We start from the raw sequence: 19,134 nt of genomic DNA, 5'->3' as shown, positions 1-19,134 counted from the left end.
TTTTGTGAAAACTTAAATTTTAAAAGAAAAATATAAAAGTAAAATTTAAGCGGCCAGCAAGATGCCAGCCACATAAATTATTCGACAGTTACGCTTTTTGCGAGGTTTCTTGGCATATCGACGTTGTTGCCAAGTCTAACGGAAATTTCAAGTGCAAGTAGCTGAAGCACAAGCATCATCTCGAAAAATTCGCTCATATAGTGATCTTGAACGCTTGTTTTTACGTAGTCATCGCTTAGTTCAAACTCAAGTGGGCTTATCGCTAGGATATATGCATCTCTTGCAGCGAGCTCTTCGACGTTACTCTTTGTCTTTTCATATAGTAAGTTTTGAGGCATTAAAGCGATCGTAAATAGCTTCTCATCTGCAAGTGCGATAGGGCCGTGCTTCATCTCGCCTGATGGATAACCCTCGGCGTGAAGATATGAAATTTCTTTAAGTTTTAACGCACCTTCAAGTGCCAGCGGATAGAAGATATCTCTACCGATAAAGAAGAAGCCATGACCGTGCAAATAGTGCTTGCTTAGGCGGTGAAGCTTCTCTTGCAAAGAGTTATCTATATTTAAAATTTGCGGGATGTGAAGAAGCGTTTTGATCTCGTGATCAAGCTCCTTTTTACTGATAGATCCCTTTGCTGATGCCATTTGAAGTACAAGCATCCAAAGCACGATGATCTGCGTAGCAAAGGCCTTTGTGCTTGCCACACCTTTTTCGATGCCAGCGCGAGTTAGAAGCGTATTATCAGCTAGTCTAACGATAGATGAGTTATCGACGTTGCAAATCGCAAGTGTCCTTAGCCCAGCCTCTTTTGCTATCCTAAGTGCTTCAAGAGTGTCAGCTGTCTCGCCACTTTGCGAGATGACGATGAAGAGCGAGTTTTTGTTTAGATAAGGCTTTCTATATCTAAATTCGCTTGCCACTTCGACCTTTGTTCTAACTTTGGCAAGCCTTTCAAAAAGATAGCTTGCAGTTAGTGCTGCATGGTAGCTCGTACCGCACGCGCAAAGCACAACATCATCGATGCCTTTTAGGTATTCGTCGTCTAAATTTTCAAGGGTGACTTTGTGGTTTTTAACTCTGCCCATGATGGTTTCAGATACGACTGCACCTTGCTCGTAAATTTCTTTCTCCATAAAAAATGTATAACCCTCTTTTTGGGCATAGCTCTTATCTTTTGGCAGTGCGTTAAATGTTATGCTAGCCTTTTTGCCGTGTTTAAAAACAGCTATTTCATCTAAGCTCACGTAGCCGTAGTTGTTATCATCTAAGTAGGCCACTTCGGCTGCGTTGCCAATAAGTGGGGCATCTGATGAGGCAAAATATAGCTCTTTTTTGTCGCTTTTGCCTATCGCCATAGGAGCGGCATCTTTTGCGAAAAATATCTTATCAGGTGCAGTTTTGGTGATAAGCAGCGTCGCATAAGCGCCTCTTAGCTTTGCGATAGTCGCCTCATAAGCCTTAAAAGGGTCTTTTTTCTCTTTTAAAATTTCTTCAAAAAGGTGCACGATCACTTCGGTGTCGGTTTGGCTGACAAATTTCACGCCTTTTGCCTCAAGCTCATCTTTAAGCTCTTTGTAGTTTTCGATGATGCCGTTGTGAACGACAAATGAGTGTTCTCCAAGGTGCGGGTGAGCATTGATCTCAGTTGGTTTGCCGTGAGTTGCCCAGCGTGTGTGACCTATCGCCACGCCAAAGCCCTCTGATGTAAAGTCCTTTGTCTTTAGGGCTAAATTTTCAAGCTTGCCAACAGCTTTGAAAAAGTCGATCTTGCCATCACTCATCACAGCCATGCCAGCGCTGTCGTATCCGCGATACTCAAGCTCTTTTAGCCCGCTTAAAATGACCTCTTTTTTCTCTTTATCTCCGATGTATCCTACGATTCCACACATGTTTTACTCGCTTATTAATAAATTTAATATCTCTTCGCCTTTACTCTCAAGTCGCTCGTTTTTCTCGATCAAAAAGAGATTTCTCGTTCTATTTTTAACCGTCTGAATTCTAGCACTCGTGACTTGAAAATGAAGCCTGTCAAAAACACTCATCACATAAGCCATTAGCCCGCGCTGATCTTTTGCGTTGATGCTAAGTTTGGCGTAATCTTTTGAGTGATTTAGCTCGAAGTTTATCTCATCTTTGTTAATATTTGGTTTCAAAGGCTCTCTTAAAACCTCGCTATTTAGGGATTTTAGGGCTAAAATTTTAGTGTTTTCGAGCTCATGATTTTTTACATTTTGGTTAAAGTCAAGCCTGATATAAAATTTCTTCTCAAAAAGCTCAAATATCTCCATATATGCAAGGTCAAATTTGGCAAATTCATAGAGCAGGGCGCTTAAATTTAGGCTCTTGTTTGTATAAATTTGAATGCTTAAATTTTTAGTATTGTTTATGAAAATTTCGGTTTCGTTTAAGCTATCAGCCACTTTGCTTAAATTTATGATCTCGCTCGCGCTATATTTTGTAAAGACCAAATTTGATGTGATCTTAAAAATTTTCTCTTGAAGCTTTGGCTCAAGCGCCAAAAACTCGCTATTTCGTTTTATAGACTGCTCTTTTTTTACCCGCCTTGTCGCCTCATCAAGTAAATTTTCATCGCTAAATGCGCTAAGAGAAATTTCATAAAGCTCTCTTAAAAGCTTTGCTGTGTAGGCGTTATAAAGCCTCTCATTTGTGGCGTTTATCACGCAGTAGCTAAGGATGTAAAGTAGCTTTAAAACCTGCTTGTCGCCTAGCTTTGAGATGAAGGCGAAGATGACGCGCTGTGAGTAGATATCCTCTCTGTTTGAGACGTTGCTCATTAGGGTGTGATATTTTATCAAGACGACGCCGATGTTGATAGCTTTTTGGCTTAAATTTAGCTTGTTCGCATAGGCTCTAAATATGTTTGCACCGATGTTTGCGTGATCTTTGCCGCCAAGTCCTTTACCAACATCGTGCATAAGTGTCACGATCTTTAGCATCGTTTTGCCCTCTAAGCAAAGCTCAGCATAGAGATTTTTTATAAATTTATCTTTTATGTTTTCAAGAAATTTGACACTTAAGATACTATGCTCATCAACCGTAAATTCGTGATAGCCGTCATATTCTGCTAGCTGGGAGATGTGCTCCATCGGTTTTATCAAAATTTGTATCATCTGCGCATCGAGCAAGGATTTTAAAATGGCGTAGGAATTTTCTCTTAAAAATATCTTCTTAAACTCGCTGATAGCGCGCTCTAAGCCATCTTTTGTGATGATGGCTCGCTTGATATAAAAGATCGCGCTTATATCAAATTTATAATCCACATCTTTTAGCTCTAAAAGCTCATTTATGAGATGCTCGATGAGCGCTGGCTTTTTGTGAAGTGGCACGTAGATGACGCCATTTATCTCATAAAATCCATTTTTTAGCCTAGCAAATTTTCTCTGCTCGAAGCTTAGCTCGCTTTTGAAAAATGGCCTGCAAAGCGAAGCTGCGATAAATCTTGAATAAATGGCTACGTTATTCATCGAGCTTAGCATCTTTTGGCTGATGACGCTCTCGTTGTCTTGAAGTTTTTTGGACTTTGTCTGCATGAAATTTGTCGTGATCTCGACACTTGAAGCGCTGAAAGTATCGGTGTTTTGGGTCAAATTTAAAGCACTTAGCAAGCTTAGTAAAAAATCCACATTTAGATTAAAACTCGCAATCTCTTTTTCATTCATCACTTTAAGAGCTTGTGATCTAACTGAAACGTCGCTATCAAGGCAGTTTAGTATGCAGTTTAAGCGGTAAATTTCATCGATCCCGCCAAAGCCACTTTTTAAATTTGGCTCTTGTGCCAAGTAGCTTATGCTAGAAAATGGCAAAAATGCCTTTAAATGGTAGTTTAAAAAGGCTTTTTTATTAAATTCTTTTATCTTTATGATCTCGCTTTTTACTAAGCGGTAGAGGCTTTTTGAGCCACAAATATAGCGAACTTGCGAGGTTTCGCTTTTAAATTTAAGGTCATCTTTGAAATTTATAAAAATTTCATCCACTTCAGCAATTTTTATCACAAATTTCATGCCAGAGCTATCTAAAATTTCAGAAAATTCTTTTAAGAAATTTTTTATATTATAGCCCTTTAAATTTTTATAAACTAGTAAAATTTCAAGCTCGCTATTTGCGCTAAGCAGCGTTTGAGCGTATTTGCCAGTGGCTAGAACGCTAAAAGCAAAGCTGTCATTTTGTGGCACAAACTCATCAAAAAATTCTCGCATAGTTTCATTTAAATAAGATTTTATAAAATCATCATACTCTTTGGCTAAGAAATTTGTGAAATTTCTACCTTGATTTTTTTGAAAATGTTTTGGCAAATTTGCCTTAAAATCAAGAAATTTCTCTTTGATCTTTGAATAATTATCGCTATTTTTGGCACTTTTATCAGCTAGCATTTAGTGTTTCCATTGTTAAAAATATCTTGGCAAATGTTACATAATTTTTGCAAAAACAAAGCTTTATTTGCTTATAATAAAGCCTTAAGTTCAGCTTTAGGACGATATAAATAATGAATCTATTACAAAAACTAGAAAGTGGCGAGAGATTAAGCAAGCAAGAGGCTTTTTCGCTTTATGGGCTTGATCTTTTTACCTTGGCTAAATTTGCCGACAAAAAGCGCAGAAAACTGCACGGCAACAAGGTCTTTTTTAACGTAAATCGCCACATAAACCCAACAAATATCTGTGCTGACATCTGTAAATTTTGCGCATTTTCAGCCCACAGAAAAAATCCAAATCCATACCTAATGAGCCACGAAGAAATTTTAAAGATCGTTGATGAGAGCGTGAGTCACGGCGTAAAAGAGATACACATCGTCTCCGCCCACAACGCAACTAGCGGCTGGCAGTGGTATTTAGAAATTTTTAAAAAGATAAAGGCAGCTCATCCAGAGCTTCACGTAAAGGCGATGACGGCGGCTGAGATTGATTTTTTATCAAGGCATTACGGCTTAAGCTACGATGAGGTGATAGAAAAGATGCTTGAATACGGCGTCGATAGCATGCCAGGGGGTGGGGCTGAAATTTTTGACGAAGAGGTCAGGGCTAAAATTTGCAAAGGTAAAGTAAGTAGCGAGAACTGGCTAAAGATCCACAAAATGTGGCACGATAAAGGCAGACAAAGCAATGCAACAATGCTTTTTGGACATATAGAAAGCCGCGAAAATAGGATTGATCACATGCTAAGGATCAGGGACTTACAGGATGAAACGGGTGGATTTAACGCATTTATCCCGCTAGTTTATCAAAGAGAAAATAACTACTTAAAAGATGTGAAATTTCTAGGATCGGCTGAAATTTTAAAGACCATGGCGATATCTCGCTTGGTGCTTGATAATGTCCCGCACATAAAGGCATACTGGGCTACATCGACGCTAAATTTAGCGATGATCGCTCAGGAATTTGGCGCTGATGATCTTGATGGCACGATAGAAAAAGAGAGCATACAAAGTGCAGCTGGCGCAAACAGCGCAAATGGCGTTACGCTAAAGACATTTTGCGATCTTATTAAAACATCTGGTTTTACGCCGGTTGAGCGTGATAGCTTATATAACGAACTTAAAATTTACTAAAGGAGTTTGGGGTGAAATTTTTTGACTTAGCACAAAACAAAACGAGTGTGAAGCAGGAATTTGGAGCGGGACTTACGACATTTTTGGCGATGATGTATATCGTACCGGTAAATGCGATCATTATGAGCAAAACAGGCATGCCTTATGAGGCACTCATCACTGCAACTGCGCTAATTACCATATTTTCTACTATATTAAATGGTCTTTGGGCGAACACGCCAGTTGCGATGAGCGTTGGCATGGGGCTTAATGCTTATTTTACATTTGGTCTTTGCATTGGTATGAAAGTGCCTTGGCAAACGGCTCTTGGCGTTGTTTTCTTGAGTGGCGTGATATTTGTCGTCTTGTCTTTTACAAATTTTAGGATGTGGATAATTAGATCCATCCCGCTTGATCTAAGAAGAGCGATAAGCGCTGGCATAGGCACATTTATCAGCTTTGTCGCATTTCAGCAAATGGGCTTTATCGTAAATAACGACGCGGTTTTAGTCGGCATAGGAAATTTCAGAGATCCAAACGTGCTTCTTGGCGTTTTGGGGCTATTTTTGGTTATTTGCTTTTGGGCATGGAAGATAAAGGGCGCGTTTATCCTAGCTGTACTTGTCACTTCAGTGATAGCTTGGGTGCTTGGCATCGCTCCTCATCCAACAGAAATTTTTTCAACTCCAGCCTCTATCTCTCCGATATTTTTAGAGCTTGACATAAAAGGTGCCTTTAGCCTAGCCTTGCTACCGGTTATTATCACATTTTTTGTGACCGATCTTTTTGACTCGATAGGCACACTAGCTGGCGTTGGCACAAGGGCTGGGATATTTGACGAAAACAAAAAAGATGGTGTCGTAAAACTTGAAAAAACTCTTGAAGCTGATGCCGTTGCTACTGCAGCTGGCTCGCTTGTAGGTGTAAGTACGACCACATCGTTTGTAGAGAGTGCTAGCGGCGTAGAAGAGGGCGGTAGGACTGGTCTAACGGCTGTATTTTGCGGACTTTTATTCATACTTACACTATTTATGTTGCCACTTTTTAAAGCTATCCCTGGCAATGCCATCTATCCGATCCTCGTAATGGTCGGCGTGCTTATGTTTGCCGAGCTTGCTAGCATAAATTTCAAAGATCCAGCCATCGCCGTTGCGACATTTTTCATAGTTGTGCTCATCCCGCTTACTTACTCGATCACAAACGGCCTTGCATTTGGCTTTATGTCATACGTCATAGTTAAGCTCATAAAGAGAGAATTTAGCGATATAAATTTAGGTGTAGTTGTGCTAGCGCTCATTAGTTTTATCGTATTTTTAGTGCATTGATAAGGATGAAAGATGATATTTTATAGCTACGATGAATTTGCCATTGATGCCAAAAAGATGGCAAAACAGATAAAAGATGAGTTTGATCCAGAGGTGATACTAGCTGTGGCAAGAGGCGGTCTAACGCTTGGTCACTCGCTAGCTGTCGCGCTTGAAAATAGAAATTTATTTACTTTAAATTCTATCCACTACGAGGATACAAACAAGCTTGATACAATACAAATTTTTAACGTGCCAGATCTTAGCAAATACACTAAAATTTTGCTTGTTGATGACATCATCGATAGCGGCGAGAGCATGGTCGAGATAAAAAGAGAGCTGCTTAAACGCTATCCAAATTTAGATATAAAGATAGCTACTGTATTTTATAAAGAAAAGGCTCTGCTTTTGCCTGAATTTAAGGTAAAAGAGGCTCATGACTGGGTTGAGTTTTTCTGGGATATACATATTTAAGGGCTAAATTTGTTAGAAAGAGTTAGAGAATTTGCTAGCAGACACATCGCTTTTAGCGTATTTTTGATATGTTTGATTGATTTTGTTTTTCTACTTTATGCGGCAAATTCTCTTAGTATAAGCTACAATGAGGCTGAAATTTTCTTTCAAAAGCACAGCCTTTTAAGCTATATCTTAAAACTAAGCACTCACTTTTTTGGTCAAAATGACCTTGCTGTGCGAGGCGTGATGATCTTTTTTCACATCGCAAGCGTGGTTTTGATGTATAAGGTGAGTAAATTTTACATTAAGCTCGAGTTTGACAGGATCATAGCGGTTCTGCTTTTTGTGCTGCTTCCTGGCACGCTAGCTTCAGCCCTTATCATAAATAATGCTGGAATTTGCATCACTCTAGCGCTTTTGTGTATATATCTTTTTCATATTAAAAAGAAAATTTTATTTGGCATCTTTTTCTGCCTAGCCTTTTTCATAGATGGCGATTTTTTGATATTTTATGCAGGATTTTTTATATTTGCACTTTACAAAAGAAAGCCGCCTCTTGCTTGGCTAAGCGCCATTTTATTTTTGCTGACACTTTACTTTTTTGGTTTTGAAACAAATGGCAGACCAAGCGGGCACTTTATCGATACCTTTGGCATATTTGCTGCTGTATTTTCGCCATTTGTCTTTATCTTTTTTGTATATACGATTTATAGAATTTGGGTTAAGGAGAAGAAGGACCTTTTGTGGTTTATCGCCATTTGCTCATTTTGCTTTTGTATGATAGTCTCTGTGCGCCAAAGGCTGGAGCTTGAGCAGTTTTTGCCATTTTGCGTGATCGCAACGCCACTTATGGTAAGAGTTTTTTTCAACTCATATCGCGTGAGGCTGCCAAAATTTAGAAAAGGTCATAAAATTTGCACTAGCTTAGTGATGCTTTTTTTGATATTTAACTGGTCAGCGATCATCTTTAATCAAATTTTTTACCTTTTTTTAAACGATCCTACAAAACACCTCACTTATAAATTTGATGTAGCAAAAGAGCTAGCAGATAAGCTAAAAGAGGCTGGAGTGCAAGATATAGCGACTGAAGATACAAGGCTTGCGCTAAGGCTTAAATTTTATGGGATAAAAACAAAAAGCTACTCTAAAAATTTATTAGCAAGTGCCGATTTAGATGAGAAGTCAAAATTTAGTATAGAAAAAATGGGAAAAGTAGTTGCAAATTTCAATATCAAGGAACGATAGGCTATGAAAAAAAGAGCTTTTACGATGATAGAGCTTATTTTTGTTATTGTTGTTGTTGGTATACTTGCAGCAATGATAATGCCAAGACTGGAGCGAAATGGTGCAAAAGAAGCTGCTACACAGCTGTTAACTCACATAAGATACGCCCAGCACCTTGCTATGCAAGATGATAAATTTGTCTACTCTAAAAACGAAAAACTTTGGTTTAAAATGAGATGGGGGATAACCTTTAATAATACTAGTTTACAACAAACATGTTCTATAGATGAGCCTGGGTCAAGCACATGGAAATATAGTGTTTTTTACGATAAAAAAGGTGCTGGTAATAAATTTTCTGGCAATGTAAATTCTAAAGATGAGGTTGCTATTGATACACAAAAATCTAATAAATTTTTAAGCGCTGGTTGGAGTGGCATGCCTAAATCCTATTGCGACAAGATAAATAAAGATTTAAATATTGAAAAAAAATATGGGATAAAATCAGTTAAATTTATTGGTGATTGTTCTAGAAATGGATCGCAAACTATTAATTTTGATGAGCTTGGCCGTCCAATGAGAGTTGTAAGCTCAACAGCTATAAGGAGTGCAAAACGACCTTATTCTAAGTTATTTAAAGAAGATTGCAAAATAGTTTTAACAGATAAAAATAATAATACTGCCAGCATAAATATAGAGAAAAAAACTGGATTTGCGTATATAAATTGATTTTTTATAAAATAAATTTTCTCTCCATTATTTCAACTATCTTTAAGCATCCCTCATATATAATTCCAGCTCACGAAACGAGAAACCACCTTTAACTTCAACGTTAATAAAGCCTTTTTCTTATCGTTGTTCTTTTAACTTACAATTGTTAAACTATTAGTCAATCTTTGAAATCTAAACAAGTGATCGATTGAGCCAGTCTATTATGATTAAATAATAGATTAGACAAACTAATATAAAAACTAAAAGTTTTTTTGATTAAAAACTTCATAATAAAAATCCTATCTATTAGATAGGTAATTAATATGGAGAGTTTGATCCTGGCTCAGAGTGAACGCTGGCGGCGTGCCTAATACATGCAAGTCGAACGGACGAGTAAGAGCTTGCTCTTATGAGTTAGTGGCGCACGGGTGAGTAATGTATAGCTAATCTGCCCTACACTAGAGGACAACAGTTGGAAACGACTGCTAATACTCTATACTCCTCTCTAGCATAAGTTAGATAGGGAAAGTTTTTCGGTGTAGGATGAGGCTATATTGTATCAGCTAGTTGGTGAGGTAATGGCTCACCAAGGCTATGACGCATAACTGGTCTGAGAGGATGATCAGTCACACTGGAACTGAGACACGGTCCAGACTCCTACGGGAGGCAGCAGTAGGGAATATTGCTCAATGGGGGAAACCCTGAAGCAGCAACGCCGCGTGGAGGATGACACTTTTCGGAGCGTAAACTCCTTTTGTTAGGGAAGAACAATGACGGTACCTAACGAATAAGCACCGGCTAACTCCGTGCCAGCAGCCGCGGTAATACGGAGGGTGCAAGCGTTACTCGGAATCACTGGGCGTAAAGGACGCGTAGGCGGATTATCAAGTCTCTTGTGAAATCCTATGGCTTAACCATAGAACTGCTTGGGAAACTGATAATCTAGAGTGAGGGAGAGGCAGATGGAATTGGTGGTGTAGGGGTAAAATCCGTAGAGATCACCAGGAATACCCATTGCGAAGGCGATCTGCTGGAACTCAACTGACGCTAATGCGTGAAAGCGTGGGGAGCAAACAGGATTAGATACCCTGGTAGTCCACGCCCTAAACGATGTATACTAGTTGTTGCTAAGCTAGTCTTGGCAGTAATGCACCTAACGGATTAAGTATACCGCCTGGGGAGTACGGTCGCAAGATTAAAACTCAAAGGAATAGACGGGGACCCGCACAAGCGGTGGAGCATGTGGTTTAATTCGAAGATACGCGAAGAACCTTACCCGGACTTGATATCTAACAAATCATCTAGAGATAGAAGAGTGTCTGCTTGCAGAAATGTTAAGACAGGTGCTGCACGGCTGTCGTCAGCTCGTGTCGTGAGATGTTGGGTTAAGTCCCGCAACGAGCGCAACCCACGTCATTAGTTGCTAACAGTTCGGCTGAGCACTCTAATGAGACTGCCTTCGTAAGGAGGAGGAAGGTGTGGACGACGTCAAGTCATCATGGCCCTTATGTCCGGGGCGACACACGTGCTACAATGGCATATACAATGAGAAGCAATATCGCGAGATGGAGCAAATCTATAAAATATGTCCCAGTTCGGATTGGAGTCTGCAACTCGACTCCATGAAGCCGGAATCGCTAGTAATCGTAGATCAGCCATGCTACGGTGAATACGTTCCCGGGTCTTGTACTCACCGCCCGTCACACCATGGGAGTTGATTTCACTCGAAGCCGGAATACTAAATTAGTTACCGTCCACAGTGGAATCAGCGACTGGGGTGAAGTCGTAACAAGGTAACCGTAGGAGAACCTGCGGTTGGATCACCTCCTTTCTAGAGTACATATAGATATTCCCTCACAAGATATCTATAAGAAAGATATTCTCAATCATCCTTGTTTAGTTTTGAAAGATTGATAGACCTATAGGGGCCTATAGCTCAGCTGGTTAGAGTGCACCCCTGATAAGGGTGAGGTCACAAGTTCAAGTCTTGTTAGGCCCACCAGAGAATTTAATTGGGGAATTAGCTCAGCTGGGAGAGCGCCTGCTTTGCACGCAGGAGGTCAGCGGTTCGATCCCGCTATTCTCCACCATAAAATAGTTTAACACTAAAAGTCTATATTAAGTGTTTTTAGAAGCATTTACTTTAGACTTTTAAGCGTCTTAATCTTTATTGATTACGAAGTTGCCTAAAGCAACTTTGTGCTTTAGGGGTTTCCAAAGGGTGTAACTCTTTGGTCGTAAAGGCTAGCTTGCTAGTCTGCGAAGTCTAAATGTTCTTTTAATTAATATTGTTAATAGTCACAAGCAAGTTTTAAAAACAATTTTACAGGACTTGTTAAAGATTTAAATTTCTATTCTCTTTGCATTTAATGCAAAAGTTTGACATCACAATCTATTTAGGATTTAAAACTTATCTAAATAGTAGTCAATGCTTTCCGTCTTGAGAGCTAGAATTTAAATGTAGTAACATAAAGTTATCTTTAACAAGGAAGTGATGCGAATTAGAATAATCTAATATAGAAAAGGTAAGCTACAAAGAGCAAGTGGTGGATGCCTTGGCTAGTAGAGGCGATGAAAGACGTGCCAGGCTGCGATAAGTCTCGGGGAGCCGTCAAGGGGCTTTGATCCGGGAATTTCTGAATGGGGCAACCCAACTAATAGAGATATTAGTTACCGTATAACGGAGCGAACGAGGGGAATTGAAACATCTTAGTACCCTCAGGAAAAGAAATCAAAAGAGATTACGCTAGTAGCGGCGAGCGAACGCGTAAGAGGGCAAACCACTAGTTTACTAGTGGGGTTGTAGGACTGCAATATAGACTAAACTTAGCTAATAGAACGACCTGGAAAGGTTAGGCACAGAGGGTGATACCCCCGTATATGAAAGCTTTGTTTTACTTAGCAGTATCCTGAGTAGGGCGGAACACGTGATATTCTGTCTGAAGCTGGGTAGACCACTATCCAACCCTAAATACTACTACTAGACCGATAGTGCACAAGTACCGTGAGGGAAAGGTGAAAAGAACTGAGGTGATCAGAGTGAAATAGAACCTGAAACCATTTGCTTACAATCATTCAGAGCCCTATGATTTATCAGGGTGATGGACTGCCTTTTGCATAATGAGCCTGCGAGTTGTGATGTCTGGCGAGGTTAAGGAAACCCGGAGCCGTAGCGAAAGCGAGTCTTAATAGGGCGTTTAGTCAGACGTTGCAGACCCGAAACGATGTGATCTATCCATGAGCAGGTTGAAACCGGTGTAAGAGCCGGTGGAGGACCGAACCCGCTAGCGTTGAAAAGCTATGGGATGACTTGTGGATAGGGGTGAAAGGCCAATCAAACATCGTGATAGCTGGTTCTCTCCGAAATATATTTAGGTATAGCGTCATGTAGTAACACTAGGGGGTAGAGCACTGAATGGGCTAGGGCATACACCAATGTACCAAACCCTATCAAACTCCGAATACCTAGTGTGTAATCATGGCAGTCAGGCGGCGAGTGATAAAATCCGTCGTCGAGAGGGGAACAACCCAGACTAACAGCTAAGGTCCCTAAATCTCATTTAAGTGGAAAACGATGTGGAGTTACTTAAACAACCAGGAGGTTGGCTTAGAAGCAGCCATCCTTTAAAGAAAGCGTAATAGCTCACTGGTCTAGTGATTCTGCGCGGAAAATATAACGGGGCTAAAATGAGTACCGAAGCTTTAGACTTAGTTTTACTAAGTGGTAGGAGAGCGTTGTATTTGCGTTGAAGGTATACCGGTAAGGAGTGCTGGAGCGAATACAAGTGAGCATGCAGGCATGAGTAGCGATAATTGGGGTGAGAATCCCCAACGCCGTAAACCCAAGGTTTCCTACGCGATGCTCGTCATCGTAGGGTTAGCCGGGTCCTAAGCAAAGTCCGAAAGGGGTATGCGATGGAAAATTGGTTAATATTCCAATGCCAACTATAATGTGCGATGGAAGGACGCTTAGAGTTAGAGGAGCCAGCGGATGGTAGTGCTGGTCGAAAGGTGCAGGTTGGAGTTCAGGCAAATCCGAACTCCTTTAAGCCGAGGCCTTACAGGTGCGTGAAGTTCTTCGGAATGAATCGTAAATCCTTTATACTGTCGAGCCAAGAAAAGTTTCTAAGTTTAGTTATAGTTGCCCGTACCGTAAACCGACACAGGTGGGTGGGATGAGTATTCTAAGGCGCGTGGAAGAACTCTCTTCAAGGAACTCTGCAAAATAGCACCGTATCTTCGGTATAAGGTGTGCCTAACTTTGTGAAGGATTTACTCCGTAAGCATTGAAGGTTACAACAAAGAGTCCCTCCCGACTGTTTACCAAAAACACAGCACTCTGCTAACTCGTAAGAGGATGTATAGGGTGTGACGCCTGCCCGGTGCTCGAAGGTTAATTGATGACGTTAGCTCTGCGAAGCGTTTGATCGAAGCCCGAGTAAACGGCGGCCGTAACTATAACGGTCCTAAGGTAGCGAAATTCCTTGTCGATTAAATATCGACCTGCATGAATGGCGTAACGAGATGGGAGCTGTCTCGAAGAGGGATCCAGTGAAATTGTAGTGGAGGTGAAAATTCCTCCTACCCGCGGCAAGACGGAAAGACCCCGTGGACCTTTACTACAGCTTGACACTGCTATTGGGATAAAAATGTGCAGGATAGGCGGGAGGCTTTGATCCATAGACGCCAGTTTATGGTGAGCCATTGTTGAGATACCGCTCTTTTTTATTCTGATAGCTAACTAGCTTGAGTTATCCTCAAGTAGGACAATGTCTGGTGGGTAGTTTGACTGGGGCGGTCGCCTCCCAAAATGTAACGGAGGCTTACAAAGGTTGGCTCAGAACGGTTGGAAATCGTTCGTAGAGTATAAAGGCATAAGCCAGCTTAACTGCGAGACATACACGTCAAGCAGAGACGAAAGTCGGTCTTAGTGATCCGGTGGTTCTGTGTGGAAGGGCCATCGCTCAAAGGATAAAAGGTACCCCGGGGATAACAGGCTGATCTCCCCCAAGAGCTCACATCGACGGGGAGGTTTGGCACCTCGATGTCGGCTCATCGCATCCTGGGGCTGGAGCAGGTCCCAAGGGTATGGCTGTTCGCCATTTAAAGCGGTACGCGAGCTGGGTTCAGAACGTCGTGAGACAGTTCGGTCCCTATCTGCCGTGGGCGCAAGAAGATTGAGGAGAGTTGACCCTAGTACGAGAGGACCGGGTCGAACCAACCACTGGTGTACGAGTTGTCCTGCCAAGGGCACCGCTCGGTAGCTATGTTGGGATGTGATAACTGCTGAAAGCATCTAAGCAGGAAGCCAACTCCAAGATGAATCTTCTTTTAAGAGCTCATATAGACTATGTGTTTGATAGGCTGGGTGTGTAATGGATGAAAGTCCTTTAGCTGACCAGTACTAATAGCTCGTCTGCTTATCTTTTAATAAGCATCACTTCCTTGTTAAGGGTAAAAACTTAATAAGATATGTTTTTATAAAACTTTGTTTATGACTTTTAACTTTATCTAGTAGTGTTAAATAAAAGATTTAGCTATTATATCTTTTATTTAACACTGCCCGTGACTATACAGACGAGGAAACGCCTTGCTCCATCTCGAACCAAGAAGCTAAGCTCGTCCTGGCTCATGATACTCTCCCTTACTGGGATGTTGGAAAAGTAGGTCGTTGCGGGCTTTGTTATTTATCTGCTTTTAATTCTTATATTATTAATCTTAGTTATTATTGTTATTTTTTATATATGATAAGATTCTTATATTTATTTTTAGATTATTGGTTTGATTATGTTTTAAATTTATTTTTATGCCAGTTTTTAAAATCTTTAGACTGAATTTTACTTAATGATAATATGATCCTTTGCTTGAAAAGTAAAGACAGAGCTTAATAGACAATGTCGCCGAGCAAGCTTTTAGCAACCCAGCTCTTAGTCAAAAAGCAAAAGATGTTTTAAAACAAGCAAGAAGCGAATACGCTCTTTTTAAAGAACTTCAAAACTCTAAAATTTACCATGATGTAATGGGTGAGCTAAAGAGTAGTGGCGATATAACAAACTCACTCTTAAAAGCTCTTAATGCGGAAAACGGCTTAGATTTAAAAGCTCTTACAGCTAGATTAAGTAGCAGCGAACAAGAAGCGTTAGAAACTAGCCTGATCCGTGGCGTAATAGAAAAATTTACCAAAGATGGAATAACTGATTTTTCTAAAGTAAGCAATACTTTAAAAAATGCTCCATTTGAGAGTAAAAGAGCGGTGGAGATAATGGGTGAGCTAAACAAAAAAGCTCCTATACTAAATAACACGTCTTCACTGCTTGAAAACTAACAGCGATTAATCCAAAGGCTAAAGAGCTACAACAAGGCATAGGGCATTCAGTAACTGGAGCACTTATGACAATGAAGAGAAATTTAGCCATTGAAAGGTTAAAATCACTACTCCCAGTATTAGGCAATGACGCATCTTTAAAAAATCATATAAGAAATGCAATTAATAATGCAGGCGATCTAAAAAGTGTCATTAATAATCTTGAAAAGATAGAGATAAAAGATGCACCAGAGAACTCAACTAAACTACTAGAAGCTTTTAAAAACGAGGTAAAGGCGTTAAGAGAAGAGGCTCAAACTGGAGAAATAAAAGGGGATAATTTCATCACAAAAGAAAGTCCAGCGCCAAAGAGTGATTTAAATGTAAAAATGGACTTAGCCCCAAACGTAAGGGATTTATCGAAGATAACAACTGAAGAAATAAGCGCAGATTTAGATTATCTAGCTAGCAAACACCCAGAGATGTTTAGTAAGCCAAGTGATTTTTTTAGGCTGATTAGAGAGATCAAAAATGAACCAACACATTTTTTTAATAATAATAGACTAGACTATGCTTTGATAGTAAAACGAATGGACGAAAACAAAATTGGAAAGCTTGCGATCGATAAAGAAAGTGGAGAAGTAAAACATGCAACAAAAGTAAAAGAAAAAGATTTAAAACGCCTTGATAAAGTTAGTAGAGAGAATTCTAAAGATGCTGGCATTATCCAAACTTTCATCCAGCCAGGCAGCAAATCAAATAGCGAGCTTGGGCTGCCAGATGAGATTATATCAAAACAAACACAAAATGGAAATTCTCATCTAGTGGGGTCGCCTACTCCCACACAGCTCACTCTTGGCGAAGCCACAGAGCCAACGGCGGATGGTGCAAAAGCACTTTTAGATGAGAAAGAGCTTACCAGGACGCCAGCTCTGGAAACCTCTCTAAATAAGGAGGATGGCGAATTATTAAAGCTCTCTAATAAAAGCATTATACCACAAAAAGACAAAAAAACTAAAACTATCAACGCAAGCCCACATATAGCAAGCGGCTTGCTTGGTGGCACAGCAAATGGTGCTGATGAAAACGGCAACGTAAGCCCTGAAGAGTTTGCAAAAGGTTTTATCTATGCATTGTTTGGATCAAAGATAACAGCTGATGGGGTAAAAAAAGTAAGCCCTGAACTTTATAATAAGATACTAAGCATATCAAAAAAGCCAAGCGAAGAGGTAAGAAAGATAGTAGATAATGCAGGAGCAGATAAATTTGCCAAACAAGAAAAAAGAGGCATTTATAATGTTACAATAATGGCAAATTCTCAACGCCAGTTTATAAGGATTTAGAGGATGTAGAGGGAGCGGTAAGATATGCGATAGGAAATAAAAACAAAGGAGCCAAGCATATCGAGATAAAGCATTTAGAAGACACAACAAAGGAAAGTTATGTTACGAAGCAAGAACTATTAAATATGGGCGAGAATATGCGTAAATTTATAAAAGAATATAAAGAACCATTTATAAATGATCGCAAAGCAAGGCTTTATGAGTGGGAAGATAAAGATGGTGTAAGATTTAGGCTTGTCATAAATGATATAAAGGATAAAAACGGAGGAAGCGGGATACACTCCGCAATTACTTCAACCTCCGCTAATGATGACATTATAACCTTTTATTCTGATAGAAACTTAAAAGAGCCTATGAAGTTTGAAAACCCAAAGCTTAAGCTACTTGACGCGATAGATACAAGTAGCGACAAGGTAGGCTTAGTTAAGAAAGTGCTACTAAATAAAGACATAAGCGACGGCGTAAAAGCTAAAGCAGTAAATAGGCTAACTAAAAATAAAATTAGTCAAGGTGCAAAAATAGTTATATTCTCACTTTAGCATTTTTTGTAAGGCTATAAAAAGTAATATGGGTATTAAAATAATTTTATAAACCTCAATCTTAGTCTAACAGGAGTAAAAATAAAGTTTCTAGGGACAACTTTGTATCCCTAGAAACTCTGTTAGTTTTTGCGTGTGTTTGCGTCTGGAGTGAAAAGTGGCTTATCAAGAAGTTTGAAGTCGCCTATAAATTTCTGACCCTCTTCGCTTGTCGCCCATTTTATAAATTTCTCTGCATTTTCGATGTCAGTTTTAGGGCAGTGTTTTGGATTTACTGCGATTAGAGAGTAGAAGTTTTTAAGGTCGTTGTCGCCCTCATTGATGATGACCATCTCAGGATGACCTTTTTGATTTGCTTCATATTTAATGTAAGTACCGCGATCAGTAAATGTAACGCCTTTTTGCTCAGCAGCAGCATTTATCGTAGCTAGCATGCCTTGACCTGTTTGCATATACCAGCTATCTTTTTCAGGGACTTCACCAGCGATCTTTTTCCAGATGCCTTTTTCTTTATTATCTGTGCCTGATTTGTCGCCACGTGAGAAGAATTTGATACCATCTTTTTTAATAAGTTCAAAGCTTTGTTTGATATCTTTACCTTTAAATTTATCAGCGATTGATTTATCGGCGATAACGACGAAGTCATTGTACATTACGGCATTTCTCTTTAAGCCAAAACCTTTTTCTACAAATTCTTTCTCAACTTTTGGTGAGTGAACGAAAAGTATGTCAGCGTTGCAGTCTTCGCCAAGCTTTAGAGCTGCACCTGTACCAACAGCTGTCCATTTTATATCAACACCTGTTTTTGCCTTATAAGCTGGATAGATTGCATCAAGCAAGCCAGTGTTGTCTGTACTTGTTGTAGTCGCCATGATTAGTTCATTGTCAGCGCCAAACGCCAAAACTGCGGCTGCTAGTGAGCCTAAAATAATCTTTTTCATTTTTCTCCTTTAAAAAAAATTGTGATATTATAGCACATTTAAAATAATCTTAAGAAATATGCTAGGAAAGAATAATTGGATTTTTTACTTAACGGCTTTGCAGAAGCCTTTAATCTGCTTTTAAACGGCAACCTTGAAACATATTCAGCCATCAAGGCTACACTTTACACATCAAGCGTGTCGATACTTCTTGCCGTTATTGTTGGTTTTCCGCTTGGTTTCATGCTTGGCTTTTATGACTTTAGGGGCCGAAAAATTTTACGTCTTTTAAGTGACACGGCTCTTGCCATGCCAACAGTTGCCATTGGTCTTATCTTATACGCATTTATCACTAGAAATGGCCCGCTTGGCAGCTTAAATTTACTCTTTACGCTAAAAGCAGTCATGCTGGGTCAGTTTGTGCTCGCCCTTCCTATCATCATCTCGCTTACTGCAAGCGTGGTTGAAAATATGGAGAAAAAGCACTATCTAACTATCCTAAATTTACGCCTTGCACCAGCAAAGCTAGTTTGCTGTGTGCTTTACGAGCTGCGTTACGCTCTCATGGTAGTTATCGCCACCGCATACGGCAGGATCGTGGCTGAAGTGGGCGTTGCGATGATGATAGGTGGCAACATCAAGTATTTTACTAGAACGATCACCACAGCCGTTTCGCTTGAGACGAACAAGGGCGAATTTGCCATGGGTATAGCGCTTGCCATGGTTTTGATATTTATCGCATTTTTAGTAAATTTAGCGATCTTTGCGCTCAAAAAACTCGACAAATAGGA

12 protein-coding genes, 2 tRNA genes and 3 rRNA genes are annotated in these 19,134 nt (G+C 39.9%); 14 read left to right on the top strand and 3 right to left on the bottom strand.

What is annotated here, in order from left to right; genetic code table 11:
- Positions 1-77: 77 nt before the first annotated feature.
- Both glmS and CVS89_RS06450 read right to left on the bottom strand, forming a co-directional pair.
- The gene (glmS, locus tag CVS89_RS06455; RefSeq protein ID WP_107847721.1) at positions 78-1,889 is read right to left on the bottom strand and encodes a glutamine--fructose-6-phosphate transaminase (isomerizing); all 1,812 of its coding nucleotides are present in this window, start codon (positions 1,887-1,889) and stop codon (positions 78-80) included.
- A 3-nt stretch (positions 1,890-1,892) separates the two neighbouring features.
- Positions 1,893-4,391 carry an HD domain-containing protein gene (locus CVS89_RS06450; protein WP_107847722.1) on the bottom strand — a complete coding sequence of 833 codons (2,499 nt, stop codon included), beginning with the start codon at positions 4,389-4,391 and terminating at the stop codon, positions 1,893-1,895.
- A 110-nt stretch (positions 4,392-4,501) separates the two neighbouring features.
- On the opposite strand from CVS89_RS06450, the gene mqnE reads away from it, so the two are divergent.
- The 13 genes from mqnE to CVS89_RS06385 all read left to right on the top strand — a co-directional run bounded on the left by mqnE (position 4,502) and on the right by CVS89_RS06385 (position 17,423).
- Positions 4,502-5,566, top strand: a complete 1,065-nt coding sequence (mqnE, locus tag CVS89_RS06445; RefSeq protein WP_107847723.1) for an aminofutalosine synthase MqnE — start codon at positions 4,502-4,504, stop codon at positions 5,564-5,566.
- An 11-nt stretch (positions 5,567-5,577) separates the two neighbouring features.
- Complete coding sequence (locus tag CVS89_RS06440; protein WP_004317807.1) at positions 5,578-6,870, top strand: NCS2 family permease; 1,293 nt, start codon at positions 5,578-5,580, stop codon at positions 6,868-6,870.
- A 12-nt stretch (positions 6,871-6,882) separates the two neighbouring features.
- On the top strand, positions 6,883-7,323 hold the full coding sequence (locus CVS89_RS06435) for a phosphoribosyltransferase (RefSeq protein WP_021084219.1): 441 nt from the start codon (positions 6,883-6,885) through the stop codon (positions 7,321-7,323).
- Positions 7,324-7,332: 9 nt separating this feature from the next.
- Complete coding sequence (locus CVS89_RS06430) at positions 7,333-8,550, top strand: ArnT family glycosyltransferase (protein WP_107847724.1); 1,218 nt, start codon at positions 7,333-7,335, stop codon at positions 8,548-8,550.
- A gap of 3 nt (positions 8,551-8,553) precedes the next feature.
- Entirely contained in the window at positions 8,554-9,255 is a 702-nt protein-coding gene (locus CVS89_RS06425) for a pilus assembly FimT family protein (RefSeq protein WP_107847725.1), read from the top strand.
- Positions 9,256-9,557: 302 nt separating this feature from the next.
- Positions 9,558-11,068 (top strand): 16S ribosomal RNA (locus CVS89_RS06420).
- Positions 11,069-11,162: 94 nt separating this feature from the next.
- Positions 11,163-11,239 (top strand) — tRNA-Ile (locus CVS89_RS06415).
- 12 nt (positions 11,240-11,251) lie between these two features.
- A tRNA-Ala gene (locus tag CVS89_RS06410) sits at positions 11,252-11,327 on the top strand.
- Between the two features lie 433 nt (positions 11,328-11,760).
- Positions 11,761-14,665, top strand: a 23S ribosomal RNA gene (locus CVS89_RS06405).
- 133 nt (positions 14,666-14,798) lie between these two features.
- Positions 14,799-14,917: ribosomal RNA gene (gene rrf / locus CVS89_RS06400) — 5S ribosomal RNA — on the top strand.
- Together the 16S, 23S and 5S rRNA genes with 2 tRNA genes alongside form the textbook arrangement of a ribosomal RNA operon.
- Positions 14,918-15,256: 339 nt before the next feature.
- Positions 15,257-15,562 carry a hypothetical protein gene (locus CVS89_RS06395; protein WP_107848411.1) on the top strand — a complete coding sequence of 102 codons (306 nt, stop codon included), beginning with the start codon at positions 15,257-15,259 and terminating at the stop codon, positions 15,560-15,562.
- Between the two features lie 65 nt (positions 15,563-15,627).
- A complete protein-coding gene (locus CVS89_RS06390) occupies positions 15,628-16,884 on the top strand; it encodes a hypothetical protein (RefSeq protein WP_159070856.1) in 1,257 nt (418 codons plus the stop codon).
- Between the two features lie 137 nt (positions 16,885-17,021).
- The gene (locus CVS89_RS06385; protein WP_159070855.1) at positions 17,022-17,423 is read left to right on the top strand and encodes a hypothetical protein; all 402 of its coding nucleotides are present in this window, start codon (positions 17,022-17,024) and stop codon (positions 17,421-17,423) included.
- A 122-nt stretch (positions 17,424-17,545) separates the two neighbouring features.
- On the opposite strand, the gene tupA is transcribed toward CVS89_RS06385, so the two are convergent.
- Positions 17,546-18,364, bottom strand: a complete 819-nt coding sequence (gene tupA / locus CVS89_RS06380; protein ID WP_002941321.1) for a tungstate ABC transporter substrate-binding protein TupA — start codon at positions 18,362-18,364, stop codon at positions 17,546-17,548.
- A 75-nt stretch (positions 18,365-18,439) separates the two neighbouring features.
- On the opposite strand from tupA, the gene tupB reads away from it, so the two are divergent.
- Positions 18,440-19,132, top strand: a complete 693-nt coding sequence (gene tupB / locus CVS89_RS06375; RefSeq protein ID WP_012140313.1) for a tungstate ABC transporter permease TupB — start codon at positions 18,440-18,442, stop codon at positions 19,130-19,132.
- Positions 19,133-19,134: the final 2 nt, after the last annotated feature.

Origin of the sequence: Campylobacter concisus, assembly GCF_003048615.2 — a bacterium.
Classification (GTDB): Bacteria; Campylobacterota; Campylobacteria; order Campylobacterales; family Campylobacteraceae; genus Campylobacter_A; species Campylobacter_A concisus_C.
The sequence above is the reverse complement of the archived record's forward strand: the minus strand, read 5'-3'. Positions and strand labels throughout refer to the sequence as shown.

Excerpts from the sequence above, each read along its gene's own strand:
- glmS (WP_107847721.1), bottom strand. The coding sequence starts at position 1,889 with ATGTGTGGAATCGTAGGATACATCGGAGATAAAGAGAAAAAAGAGGTC.
- CVS89_RS06450 (WP_107847722.1), bottom strand. The coding sequence starts at position 4,391 with ATGCTAGCTGATAAAAGTGCCAAAAATAGCGATAATTATTCAAAGATC.
- CVS89_RS06435 (WP_021084219.1), top strand. The coding sequence starts at position 6,883 with ATGATATTTTATAGCTACGATGAATTTGCCATTGATGCCAAAAAGATG.
- CVS89_RS06425 (WP_107847725.1), top strand. The coding sequence starts at position 8,554 with ATGAAAAAAAGAGCTTTTACGATGATAGAGCTTATTTTTGTTATTGTT.
- CVS89_RS06395 (WP_107848411.1), top strand. The coding sequence starts at position 15,257 with ATGGGTGAGCTAAAGAGTAGTGGCGATATAACAAACTCACTCTTAAAA.
- CVS89_RS06390 (WP_159070856.1), top strand. The coding sequence starts at position 15,628 with ATGACAATGAAGAGAAATTTAGCCATTGAAAGGTTAAAATCACTACTC.
- CVS89_RS06385 (WP_159070855.1), top strand. The coding sequence starts at position 17,022 with ATGCGTAAATTTATAAAAGAATATAAAGAACCATTTATAAATGATCGC.
- tupA (WP_002941321.1), bottom strand. The coding sequence starts at position 18,364 with ATGAAAAAGATTATTTTAGGCTCACTAGCAGCCGCAGTTTTGGCGTTT.